This is a genomic window from Aeribacillus sp. FSL K6-8394, assembly GCF_038008865.1.
In the GTDB taxonomy this organism is placed as follows: domain Bacteria; phylum Bacillota; class Bacilli; order Bacillales; family Aeribacillaceae; genus Aeribacillus; species Aeribacillus composti.
In genome coordinates this window covers 317,501-329,928 of sequence record NZ_JBBPAA010000001.1, presented here as the reverse complement: position 1 = coordinate 329,928, position 12,428 = coordinate 317,501, and the positions used below count along the sequence as shown (strand labels likewise).

Sequence of the window (12,428 nt, the reverse complement as noted above, 5' to 3'; positions counted from 1 at the left end):
TTACACTTTTAAAAGATCTTTAAATGAACTCCCATGGTCAAGGCTTGCAAAATACGGTTTTTTGCCCCCTAATCCTACTAGAGGAACTCCTGTAATATAGGAGGTGACTAATGTTAACGAGCGCAAATCGGTAGGATCTAAATCACTGACTCTGCTTTTTCCGCACGATCTTGCAAAAATTTGCATTTCCATCGTGATCGAATTGATATAATTCTCCACTCTTTCAGCGGCAGCTGTAGGATCTAATCTCGCCATTAACTCAGGATCTTGTGTCGCAATACCGACCGGGCATTTACCCGTATGGCAATGATGGCATGCACCAGGTTCTGTCCCTAAGGCATGGTAGTCTTCTATATAAATTGGCCGCTGGCAATTAAGGGCAATTAACATTGCTGAACCCATATAAACGACATCCGCACCTAGTGCGATGGCTTTCGCTGCATCAGCGCCATTGCTGATTCCGCCGCCGATAATTAGCTTTACTTCGTGCTTCATACCGATATCGTAAAGTGCTTGAGCTGCTTCAACTACAGCGGAAATGGTCGGAATCCCTGTATGATCCAATTGGATTTCCGGTGAGGCAGCGGTTCCTCCTTCCATTCCATCAATGACGACTGCTTCCACCCCAACCTTTGCCGCCAGCTTTACATCATCATAAACGCGTCCGGCCCCAATTTTAATAAAGATCGGCACTTCATAATCAGTCGCTTCCCGAATTTGCTCTACTTTTACCCCTAAATCATCTGGCCCCATCCAATCGGGGTGCCGGCACGGGCTTCGTTGATCGACTCCTGCAGGAAGATCCCGCATTTTTGCCACTTCTTCAGAAACTTTATGTCCAAGAAGCGTTCCGCCCGTACCTGGTTTGGCACCTTGGCTCACGACAATTTCTACCGCATCGGCTTTTTTCAAATCATAAGGATTTAAACCGTAGCGGCTCGGAAGCAATTGGTAGACCAATTTCTCCGAATATTCACGTTCTATCGGATGCATGCCCCCATCGCCCGTACATGTACTGATGCCGCATCTAGTCGCTGCAATGCCAAGCGCTTTTTTAGAATGAGCATTAATCGCCCCAAAACTCATCCCTGCAATCATGATCGGTGTTTCGAGTACGAGGGGACGTTTCACCTTTCCTTCTCCTATAACAACTTTTGTATCGCATCGCTCCCGATACCCTTCCAGCGGTACCCTTGACAGTCCTGCCGGAGTAAAGACGAGATCGTCAAAGGAAGGTAAGTCCATTCTTTTTGTAGCTTGGCCGCGGATGCGATATCGTCCAATCTGAGCTTTTTCTTGAATTTCTTCAATTTTTTCCGGACTCCACACCTTGCTTTTTCTTATAAGATTTCTTTCCATACGCGAAACTCCTTTTTATTAAAATGATGAAGCAAGCCGTTAGGAACAATTTTTTGAAAAGAGGGCGGCGGTTCTATTTGATAGAAATCAAGCAAACTCTTTATCTCATCTTTTTCCTCTTCCGACACTTCCTCTACCTTTGTTCCATTCCCCAGCTCCGCAATTTTCCCGCCAACATAGATCACTCCATCATACATGGAATCTCCCAGCGCTTTCCCAGCATCTCCACAAATAATTATTTTTCCTTTTTGCATCATAAAACCGGTCATATATCCGGTATTACCGCCAATAATTAAAGTCCCTCCCTTCATGCTGATTCCCGCCCTGGCACCTGCCTCTCCTTTGACAACTACGATACCGCCTCTCAGCGAAGCTGCACAGGAAGACGCTGCATTTCCATTTACGACAATTTCTCCGCTCATTAAATTTTCACCAACTGCCCAGCCGCAATTCCCGTTTATGGTCGCTGTCACCTTATCACATAAACTCACTGCATAGTAGCCGACATCTCCGTTATAAATGAGGTGAATCGGATCGGTAATACACACCCCGAGGTTATGGCGCGCGAGAGGGTTTTCAATGACAACCTCCTTTATTCCATTTTTTGCAAAATCCCGAATCATTTGGTTGATTGAAGTCACCGTTTCACTCTTGCAATCAATTACTATACTTTCTTTCACAGATTCCATACCAATACCTCCTCTGCCCCTGGTTCTCTTACCGGCAAGTTTTTTCCAAAACCATTTGTAATTGCTAAGCTTTCAGAAGCAAAAGCGATGAAATCATCAGTTTCCGCAAGCACAATCGGCTTCATACTAAAAGGTTCTTTTGCTAAACCGACTGCTGTCGGCGTAACAGCAATATAGCTAAAAGAGCCGTCTAAATCATGAACAGATGACGTCATGGCTTCTTTTAAGCTGGCTCCTTTCTTCATTTCATCTACTAAATAAACGGCAATCACTTCCGAATCGTTTCCTGTTATAAATTGATAGCCTTTCTTTTCGTAGTATGCTCTCAATTTAATGTAGTTTGTCACATGGCCATTGTGGATAATGGTTAAATCTTTATAAGAATGACAGCAGAGCGGCTGCGAGTGGGAAATATCGACTTTACTCTCTGTCGCCATTCTTGTATGGCCTACCGCAACTTGCCCGTCATATACGGAAAGTTTAAATTGCGCATCTAAAAGATGAGCTCCCCCTAAAGATTTCAACACTTCAATCGATTCTCCGATGTTTGCGACTGAAATGTCTTCGTCCAGCTGACTGATTTCATGAACAATATGTTGTATATCCCCTGAATAGAAAATTTTTGCTCTAACATAGTTGCCATGATCAGATGAATACAGCACATCTGCTTTATCTTTTAAGAAGGAAATGATTTTCTCCCCGTTGCCCCTTGTTTCATAATTCACATCAACATATAAGACGTTCTCTTCCTTTGGATGGAGAATGGCAACTCCTGTTGAATCAGGACCTCTTCGAAACAAACTGTCCAGCATTGCCAATATGACTTCGCCTGTTTTCCTTTTGTGATTTGGATTTTTAAAGATGACACCACCGATCCCGCACATCTTTTTCCCTCCAGTCGTTGAAAATTTTTTGGAACTTTTTGTGAGAGGTTGTGGTTATATACAATATTCCATAATTTTTTCCCAAAAAAAAGCTTATTTTATCGAATATTGAGAAAATTACAAAAACCATGTTACCTTTTCTTCCATAGGATGGACTTTTTCATCCTTTGGTCATCTGTTTGGTACCCAGCCTAGTTCTTCGGAAATTTCATTTGCGGCTCTGATTGTGGTAGATATTAAACCGGCTAACTCATCTTTCGTAAAACGCGTTTCCGGCCCGGCAACACTTAAAGAGGCGATCACTTTATTTTCCCAAGAGAAAATAGGAGCTGCCACACTGGCGGTTCCTTCTGTTGTTTCCCCGAAAGAAATACAATATCCATGCTTTCGAATTAACATTAAATGTCGGTTAAGATGATCCACGTCTTTTATCCTTCCATTTTTTACAAGATCTTTAATCACTTGGCTTCTTGTTTTCTCTTCCAAGTATGCTAAAATCACTTTTTTCGAAGCACCTACGCATAAAGGAAGACGCATTCCAATCGGTTCGACAATTCTAAGCCAATGCGGCGAATCAACACAATCAATAAACACGCCTTCACATCCTTCCGGTACGGTCAAGTACACACTTTCCTTTGTTTTTTGGGCCAGCTTTTCCATAATTGGTACTGCAGCATTACGAACCGATAGATTGTCTCGTATGGAAAGACCTAATTGAAGCAATGTAAGGCCTAGACGGAATTTTCTCGTTTGTTTGTTTTTATACACAAATCCATACTCTTCTAAACAAGTCAGCAATCGGTGCACCGTTTGAACGGGAATACCGAGCTTTTTACTGATTTCCGTAGTACTCCACTCTTCTTTATTTTCGTTCGGCTGAATAGTTTGCAATAATAAAATCGTTTTCCGAATCACCTCTGACATCTAAACCCCTCCTATGTAAAAAAATTTACATAATGAGAATGGAATGTTTGCTTTTATATTAACGAAATAAAAAATGATACAACGTTGTTTTGTCAGATCGGCCAACATACTTTTTATATTTTTTCCCATATAATGAGATTTTTTACCGGAAGAGGTTGAGGGAGGAATTTAATAAACGAGCAAGTTGAGTTAATTTTTCTCTTCTCCATTTTCTGTGGTTCTCTAGAGGCGAACTGGGGATGTATATCGGATCATGTAACAATTTGCGAATTTTTTATCCAAGCAATATACGACAAAATAATCCGTCATTTGGATGCACTTGTTGAAAAAGCGCAAATTGCAGCTGGTTGACCTTGTATCCTGAAGGTCTCATAAAATGGGGGTGTCTAATAAGTCGTTTTTACGGCTTATTGACGCCCCCTTTAATGTTTTAGAAACGTTGATATATCGATGTTTATGATTTTTGTTTTTAATGGGATTTGATTTTCTGGACAGCCCCATGTCTCTCTCGTGTCGTAATGAAAATACCAGCCAAAACGAATAGTACACCAGCCAGGATGCCCTTAATAGTTCTTCTTTAGTTGAATGGTTTTAGTGTACTCGATTACACTTTCGTGAAAAGTTCGTATTGACAACAAATTCCGCTTAGGATAAGGTCAATCCGTTTCGAAATTCACTTACATATTTAAATTGTCGGTTTTGTATAATATTGTCTTTCAGTTACAAAATGCCTAAATAAATCCAAACCTTCATTATAAAATAAATGCTTTGATAAAAATTGAAACGTTTATCCTTTCTTTGCTTTAAAAAAATCCCCTCCCATGTAGACGGTTAGGAGCATAAAATCATTACATTTAACTGTCTACCTGTTAGGGGAAAATACGAGACCTGCTCAATTTTTAAAAATGGTAACATACTTACCATTTTGGAATATAAAATTAAGCAAACTTATCATAACGTTTTTTAGATGCGGCAGCCCCCTCGGAAATCGATGTAGATGACATCCCCTTTTTTCGTTTGCCATACCTTTTAGTGATGTCTCTTTTCATTCTGGCAATAGTCATAATTTCAAATTTGTCGCCGTCATCCAATTGACGGAGGATTTCGATTAGTTCCTGCTCTTCTGGAGAAAGTTCGTTTTTGTCATTTTGTTGATCGATCATTTCGTTTTCACTAACTTTTATAGATGGATCGGCAAAAAGAGCAGCTGAGGCTTTAAATAGATTCATTAGTGCTTCAGGATCTAAGCTGACCGAACTGTTTTCGCCTTTCAAGCATTTTATGGTTAAATCCTGAAATCTTTTAAACAATGGAGATTTTTTAATTTTATCGTCTTCAGCTGAAGCACGGTCAGTCATTTCTTGTAAACAAGAATCTGACGTAAATTTATCATTAGTTTCAGAAATCGGAACACTAGTCAAATAAGCCTCGCCGTATAGCAAGTAATCATTACTCACTCCTAAAACTCTGCTTATTAATGATAGATTCTCAGCAGAAACTGAAACTGCTCCTCTTTCAATTTTGCTTAGTGCGCTATTCGTAATACCAGTAGCTTTTGCCATTTCCTCAAGTGTCAAACCTTTTTCTTTACGAATTCGTCTTACCCGACTGCCCAATTCCTTTTTGAAATCGCTCATTTTCTGTCAACCTCTCTATAATCTTCCTAAAAGAAACATTTTTAGTCCTAAAGGAAAATTTTGTTGATTTTCGTCTTATAGGAATATATAATGTAATCAAAAGTGGTAACCGATTACCTTGTCAAACAAAAATAAAGTGTAAATAGATGTAAAAGTTCGACAATCTGCGTAAGTTTCCTAGTCCATTGGTCCAAAAGAACCGTCATAGGTCATTTCATGAAGGTTACCGATGGACTATATATCCGTTTGAATAATCAGCGCGCTCTATATTAATCATCACAACCGCTTTTGCAGCCTTGAAACTGAACTAGCAGTTGAATCATTGTACAACAATAGCATCGCGATCCAATGATTGGAATAAGCAAGCTGTTGTTCCGGTGCAGATGCTTTGGATGAAACAGGTACAGCGTGCTGACTGAAAAATGCAGCATATCAAATGTTCTATATGCCCGGAAAGCCTTCTGATTATTGATCTTAACAATGAAAGAAATAGACGAGCTCAATCAAAGGCTATACCCATTCGAAGCATCAAGCAGAGTTTTGCTATCTAAAATAGTTCTTTGAGCTTTCAAATTCATACATAAACTGTTGAATCATCTGTCCTTTAAAAATTGCCAATTTGAAGCATCGAGAAAACAACTTGTTCCAAACTACATCAATCAGTTGAAGATATACAAATGGAAATGCTTCACTGTTTTTTAATACCATCTGCATTAAATTCTCCGAAATATAGATAGTCTCTAAATAGAGCTAGTACTGGCATGAATTGAGGAACTTGGTTCTTTTATTTGTCCACAGTTTGGTTTTACAACATGATGAGCAGGCTTAATCTCCTGAACAATCTGGTCGATGTGAAGCTTTAAGGATGATAAAAGCTCCTGCTGCGTTTCTCCGTCCTCGTTATACATGAAAATCTTTCGGAGATAGCACCAGGACATAGTTAATCAGCAATAGATTTTTGAATCAACATCTCATAACGAATTCTAATCCTCAATATAGTTATGACTCCCTTTCATTCTACCAAAATTCGGCATAGGGAAACAGAATGATCATAGAAAGGAGTGATTTTAATGGCGGTTCGCAAACAACGCATCACTCCGTTAGGGTGGAAAATCAAGCGGCGCTTGGCAGAACTTGAAATGACCCATAAGGAGTTTTGCGAGCAGCATAAAATCCCGTTAAGCCGCCTTTCTGAAATTATTTCAGGAACACGTCAAAACCGAAAATATCGCGATAAAATTTTAAGAGAGTTGGAAATCGAAGAGGAGGGTCAACCCCATGCCGAACAAGTGCAGCATGTCGGTTGAAACTGAATAATTTATAACAAATTAAGCAGAAGAAAAAACTCATTTGGTACGATGGTTAAAATGGTGGAAACTATTATTTCTGCTCTAGCCGCTCAATATCGTTTCACTGCCATCCGTACTCGCAGCGTGAATAGGTACATAAAGAAGCTAAATGATATTTAATTGCCTTATACAGCTAGTTAGATAATAGGGTTGGTTATCCAAAATCATCCCAACATTTTTGGAACGGATGATGTAAAATATTTTCAAAAATGTTATGTATTGTTGTATTTTTCGGGATTTATTCGTATTGGCACATGCCTACATGTTGTAACGGGGTGAAATATAGGTGATTTTCAAAAGAACAAAGCAAGAAAATTCGTATTTTAATTTTGATCAAGGGAAAGGCAATATAAGTATCACGAAAGGCAGTGAAATTGAAAGGCAAATCTTAATGATCGACCTAACAGAAAAAGATTTACAGATTATTAATGCTATACAGCCATTCGTAATAGAAAAAATTGATTTAATTGCTGATAGATTTTATAAGAACTTGGAAAAAGAACCATCGCTTTTAAAAATTATTAATGATAACAGTTCGATAGAAAAATTAAAAAAGACGCTTAGACAACATATTGTTGAAATGTTTAACGGAAGAATAGATGCAGCTTTCACCGACAAAAGAATTAAAATTGCCCATATGCATGTAAGGATAGGTCTTCAAACGAAATGGTATATGTGTGCATTTCAGGATCTATTTTTAGCACTTATGGATATTATCCAACAAAACATCATCAATAAGGAAGATTGCTTTCTTGCCATAAGAGCGGTCTCTAAAATTATAAACTTAGAACAACAATTGGTATTAGAGGCGTATGATACTGAATCAATAAGATTAAAGGAAGCAATTGCAATAGAGGAACAAAAAAGGTCAGTTCGTAAAAATGTTGCAAAAGCATCTCAAAATCTGGCTGCAATCTCGGAGCAGACAAATGCTTCTTTCCAGCAATTAATCGCGCAATCAAACGAAATCGTTTCCCTTGCAAAAAACGGAACTAGTCTATCTCTATCCGCACAAGAACGTGCCGAAAAAGGAAAAGAACATATGCATCAACAGACATTAAACATGTCGAACATTTATAGTGCCGTTGATAATATATCAAATGATGTCCATTTATTATTGGAAATATCAAATAAAATGCAAGAAATCGTCGGCATTGTTACTGGAATTGCTGACAAAACCAATTTATTATCGCTTAATGCTGCCATAGAAGCTGCAAGAGCAGGTGAATCTGGCCGCGGTTTTGCTGTTGTAGCTGAAGAAGTCCGTAAATTGGCCGAACAAACTAAGAATTCAGTTTCAAAAGTATCTTCTCTCATTCAAAATACCCAAAAACAAGTAGAGGATCTTACAAAGTCGCTTGAAAAAATAAAAACAGAAGTGAATAACGGCCATCAAAACATGCAAGAAACAGAGAAACACTTTGAGCAAATTTTGGACACAATGGCTAAAACAATGGAGCAAAACAATAAAATCGAGATGGAATTGATATCGTTTGTAAATGTGGTAAATGAATTAGGAAAAGCGTTTGAAGAAGTGTCCCTCTCTGCAGATCAATTGACGATGATTACAAAAGAAATGAACTAATCTTTCGAAGAGAGAGTTGGAAAATTGCCCAATCGACTACTTAAGAGATGCTGTAATTATACTGTGTCTCCCCCTTTGTAAAAGAGTTCTCACCTGTTGCATCGAAGCATGAGAAGCTGGAAAAAAATGCATACTATACAAGAACCGGGAGATGTTCTGTTGGTACGTGTCTCGGTTCTTTTTTATTTGCAAAATAAGTCTGCTTATGCAGTTAATGAAGCGATTTAAAAGGTCGGAAGCATTCAACTATTCGGATGCGGTCATTCACACATTTTAACAGATGAAGTACTTTAAAGCGTGCGGATCAATCCATATCGAATCACCAATACTTAATGAAGGTGCGCTTCGTTCGCCAACGTTGGATTTAATAGTTGATGTGCGAATTTTTGTAGATCTGTTGCGAAAAACACAGTTTAAAAACTCTCAAACTCTTGATAACAAGGTTTTAAAATTTTTTTCAATATTTCCACAAAAATATATAAAAATCAACGTTTAAATATGGAATTTTTTACACTAATTCCCTTATAATCAAAATGATAGCAGCTACTAAGCAATATGAAAGAATATTAGAACAGCTCCAATTAGAACAAGCTGACAAATATACCATTTTATTTAATGGAGGATTTATGATGTATGGTCAATAAAAAGAAGCTTGCGTTTTTCTCCCTGTTATTTTTTATAGCCTTCACAATTATAGGGGACGCATATATTTATTATTTAGATGGAAAAGTATTTGAAAGTGATTTTAAGTATACAACAGATGTGAAAAGTGAGAAGTTAAATCGAGAGTACATACAAGATTTAGACCGACTGAGCAAAGAACTAAATTTAAAAATATATGTCGTATCATCAACCGTTAATTCTAGTAATTCTGCTACCTATACGATCTATTCTACAGAGGAACATAAAAATTATTTTAAAAAAAGAATATTAGTAAAGAATGATCATTCTATATTTAAATCGTTAATTAGCGGCAAGAGAGAAATTATATTTAAACCCTTTAGCGATATTACTGAGATAAAAAAAGAAGAGTACTTTTATGTTTTTGGCACTAAAAAAAGCGTGGAAAAATTGCGTTCTGAAACAATTGATAAATACGGAATGAGCAAACCCGAAGAAAACCGCTATCAAAATGATGCAATATTTATGATTATTTCGGCTTGGACCTTCGTGTTTTTCATTATATTCTTATATACCATGTTTGAGGTGAATAGCCTAAAAAAGGAAGTTTTAATTAAATATTTTAATGGGTCTGATAAGAAAAGTATAATTGTTCCCTTGATGATTACAAATTCAGTAACTATTATTAGCAGTGCTTTTATTGGTATGTTACTAGCGATTTTTATAACTGAATCATCTAAGTTTCTATTAATATCAGTTCTCATGTTGTTTGTTATCGTACTTTCTACAAATATTCTCTATCTTATGCTTCGCAATTTGGATATTAAGAAAACATTTGTAAGAAGCTATTACACATTAGGATATAAAATATTAGCCTTTTTTATATTGTTTATCATAACTGTAACCTTAATCTTAACTTTAACCTTCAATCTGAAGACGATTTACGATGCTATATTAACGATTAACCAGAGGGATCATTGGGAAGAATATTATGATTACGATAATGTCCTCTTTTTATTAAAAAACTATACCGAAACTACGAACTTTGAAACAGATAGAGAATATGCAGTTAAATTTTATAATGATTATCTCGATAAATACCGAATTCATTTATCATTTGATTTTTCAAACAATGGCGGTATTTCGTCAAGTATGGTGAATGTAAATGAGTCTATAGTGTATTTGAATAAATATGCGAAAAAGGAAATTAAAGATTTAGGAATTGATTTAAATAAACTGAAAGAGGACAGATATTATCTCATTTCTAGATATACAGATGCGGAATTAAAAGAAAAAGGTATATTTGATCCATCAACACCTAATGAAATTACCAACTTGTTACAAAATGATGACGGGATTTTTGAAACAATAACTATTAAAAATCCTTACACATTATTAATACATGATATTAATATGGCAAATTTAGCTGATAATTATAAGAAAAATCCTATCATTATTTTTGATACCCATAGTAAATTACCTAGTAATGAAATGGGTTTCTATGTCTTTAATTCATTAGTTAAATTTAACAATGACAATAATTTTGAAGCTTTTATTAAAAAAATTGGCTATGAAGATGAAATTTTCTATAAAAATAACATAAAAGATTTATATTTAGAAAAACGTGCTGAAAAAATATTAGTTTTATTAATCAATATCATTTTAAGCATTATGTTGTTAATCTTATTTAACTCAACTTTCGCAGTCCAAAATCTTGTTTAAATGCTTGATGTAAATGGTTTTGGGAAGTACAAAATTATCATTTGACATTTTTTAAAACATAAAGAAAGACACCTATTCTTTTGGTAAAATATTGGTGACGAAACCAAATCCAAAAGAAAGGTGTCACCACTATGATAACGAATAAAGACTACTTTGCGCAATTACCAAAAGAAATTAAACAAGGATTTTCCGAATTAAATATTGGATATCATTTAAGAAAAGCGAATATTACGAAACTTTCCGGGTATTCTTGTCTTACTGTTTTCAAACTGATTTTTCTTTTAGTCTTCCAATATAAGAACTGGTTTCGTGCTTTTATGAGTAAACGATCTCAGGATCTGCCCGGAAAGGATACAGTCTATCGCTTTTTAAATACACCAACCTATCATTGGAGAAAGTTTCTGCTTTCATTAAGCAGTGAAATGATCCGTCTGCTTCAACCATTAACTTCAAAAGATCGTGTCACAGCTTTTGTGATTGATGATTCTGTCTTTTCAAGAAACCGTAGTAAGTCGGTTGAACTGTTGGCTAAGGTTTTTGATCACTCTACCCATCAGTACTTGAAAGGGTTTCAAATGCTTACCCTTGGCTGGACCGATAGTTTTACTTTTATTCCCGTTGATTTTGCTCTTCTAAGTTCACCGAAAAAGGAAAATCGCCTGCAAGAAATCAATACCAATATTGATAAACGAACATCTGGCTATAAGCGTCGCCAGGAAGCTCTGAAATCAAAACCGGACGTGGCTTCAGCTTTACTTGATCACGCGCTTGAAAAAGGGATTGTAGCTGACTATGTTCTCATGGATTCCTGGTTTACACAAGCGCCTTTAATTGAGAAGATTACGAACAAAGGGTTATTTGTCATTGGCATGGTGAAGCAATTAAAGCAGCGATACGTTTACAATGGTGAACGTTTCACACTGAATCAACTTTACAAATTGGCAAAACCTCACATGGGTAAAAAAGACATTCTCGGATCCGTTTATGCTACTTTAGACAATGGAATTCCAGTAAAAATTCTATTTGTACGAAACCGTAATAAACGGAGCGAATGGCTTGCCATTCTCAGCACAGATACAACATTAGAAAATGAAGAGATCATTCGTATTTACGGCATGCGTTGGGACATTGAAGTCTTCTTCAAATGCAATAAATCCCTTTTAAATTTAGAGAAAGAATTCCAGGGACGTTCCTACGACATGTTAATTAGCCATACAACCATTGTTTTTACACGATATATTCTCATTGCTTGGCAAATGCGAAAAGAGGAGGATCCTAAGACGATTGGCAACCTTTTTTACATCCTTTGCGAAGATGTAAAAGACATAGATTTTATTACTGCCCTTCAATCACTTATTGACCTTTTCCAAACTTTGGCGGAAGCCGAGGTTTCTTTGAACATGGACATCTTTAAAAATCAAATGAATAAATGGTTGGCCACTATACCTAATTATATCAAGCAATGCTTAAATATTTCTGTGTGCGAAAGTTGAGTTATTTAATATTTCTTTATCTACCATTTTAAAAATGGATTTTAATTCTAGAGCCATTGAAATAGCACTTCATAAAGTATTCGGAAAAACTTTTGTTCAAAGGTATAAAGGTGTATTCAGATTGTTAATTGGTGCCTTCATTTTAGGTGTGGGAATTGCCTTAGC

General features: G+C 36.4%; 9 protein-coding genes. 4 read left to right on the top strand and 5 right to left on the bottom strand.

The annotated features are described in order from the left end of the window. From NSR00_RS01475 to NSR00_RS01455, 5 genes are all read right to left on the bottom strand, one after another. Positions 1 to 1,359 carry an FMN-binding glutamate synthase family protein gene (locus tag NSR00_RS01475; RefSeq protein ID WP_063389442.1) on the bottom strand — a complete coding sequence of 453 codons (1,359 nt, stop codon included), beginning with the start codon at positions 1,357 to 1,359 and terminating at the stop codon, positions 1 to 3. Next, positions 1,341 to 2,048 (bottom strand): GltB/FmdC/FwdC-like GXGXG domain-containing protein, encoded by a 708-nt coding sequence (locus NSR00_RS01470; protein ID WP_340786520.1) that lies wholly within the window; start codon positions 2,046 to 2,048, stop codon positions 1,341 to 1,343. Before NSR00_RS01470 ends, NSR00_RS01475 begins: the two co-directional genes overlap by 19 nt. Further along, entirely contained in the window at positions 2,036 to 2,932 is an 897-nt protein-coding gene (locus tag NSR00_RS01465; RefSeq protein WP_340786519.1) for a hypothetical protein, read from the bottom strand. Before NSR00_RS01465 ends, NSR00_RS01470 begins: the two co-directional genes overlap by 13 nt. A 171-nt stretch (positions 2,933 to 3,103) precedes the next feature. Next, the gene (locus NSR00_RS01460; protein WP_340786516.1) at positions 3,104 to 3,856 is read right to left on the bottom strand and encodes an IclR family transcriptional regulator; all 753 of its coding nucleotides are present in this window, start codon (positions 3,854 to 3,856) and stop codon (positions 3,104 to 3,106) included. Positions 3,857 to 4,794: 938 nt separating this feature from the next. Continuing rightward, the gene (locus tag NSR00_RS01455; RefSeq protein ID WP_340786513.1) at positions 4,795 to 5,493 is read right to left on the bottom strand and encodes a helix-turn-helix domain-containing protein; all 699 of its coding nucleotides are present in this window, start codon (positions 5,491 to 5,493) and stop codon (positions 4,795 to 4,797) included. A 1,070-nt stretch (positions 5,494 to 6,563) separates the two neighbouring features. On the opposite strand from NSR00_RS01455, the gene NSR00_RS01450 reads away from it, so the two are divergent. The 4 genes from NSR00_RS01450 to NSR00_RS01435 all read left to right on the top strand — a co-directional run bounded on the left by NSR00_RS01450 (position 6,564) and on the right by NSR00_RS01435 (position 12,263). Continuing rightward, positions 6,564 to 6,800 carry a hypothetical protein gene (locus tag NSR00_RS01450; protein ID WP_063389449.1) on the top strand — a complete coding sequence of 79 codons (237 nt, stop codon included), beginning with the start codon at positions 6,564 to 6,566 and terminating at the stop codon, positions 6,798 to 6,800. A 328-nt stretch (positions 6,801 to 7,128) separates the two neighbouring features. After that, complete coding sequence (locus NSR00_RS01445; RefSeq protein WP_340786511.1) at positions 7,129 to 8,427, top strand: globin-coupled sensor protein; 1,299 nt, start codon at positions 7,129 to 7,131, stop codon at positions 8,425 to 8,427. A gap of 633 nt (positions 8,428 to 9,060) precedes the next feature. Then, positions 9,061 to 10,770: a hypothetical protein gene (locus tag NSR00_RS01440; protein ID WP_340786508.1), complete on the top strand. Its 1,710-nt coding sequence runs from the start codon at positions 9,061 to 9,063 to the stop codon at positions 10,768 to 10,770. Between the two features lie 131 nt (positions 10,771 to 10,901). Next, positions 10,902 to 12,263 (top strand): IS4 family transposase, encoded by a 1,362-nt coding sequence (locus NSR00_RS01435; protein ID WP_094245175.1) that lies wholly within the window; start codon positions 10,902 to 10,904, stop codon positions 12,261 to 12,263. Positions 12,264 to 12,428 lie beyond the last annotated feature (165 nt).

Coding starts and splice junctions, on each gene's coding strand:
- NSR00_RS01470 (WP_340786520.1), bottom strand. CDS start 2,048: ATGGAATCTGTGAAAGAAAGTATAGTAATTGATTGCAAGAGTGAAACG.
- NSR00_RS01440 (WP_340786508.1), top strand. CDS start 9,061: ATGGTCAATAAAAAGAAGCTTGCGTTTTTCTCCCTGTTATTTTTTATA.
- NSR00_RS01475 (WP_063389442.1), bottom strand. CDS start 1,359: ATGGAAAGAAATCTTATAAGAAAAAGCAAGGTGTGGAGTCCGGAAAAA.
- NSR00_RS01435 (WP_094245175.1), top strand. CDS start 10,902: ATGATAACGAATAAAGACTACTTTGCGCAATTACCAAAAGAAATTAAA.
- NSR00_RS01465 (WP_340786519.1), bottom strand. CDS start 2,932: ATGTGCGGGATCGGTGGTGTCATCTTTAAAAATCCAAATCACAAAAGG.
- NSR00_RS01455 (WP_340786513.1), bottom strand. CDS start 5,493: ATGAGCGATTTCAAAAAGGAATTGGGCAGTCGGGTAAGACGAATTCGT.
- NSR00_RS01460 (WP_340786516.1), bottom strand. CDS start 3,856: ATGTCAGAGGTGATTCGGAAAACGATTTTATTATTGCAAACTATTCAG.
- NSR00_RS01450 (WP_063389449.1), top strand. CDS start 6,564: ATGGCGGTTCGCAAACAACGCATCACTCCGTTAGGGTGGAAAATCAAG.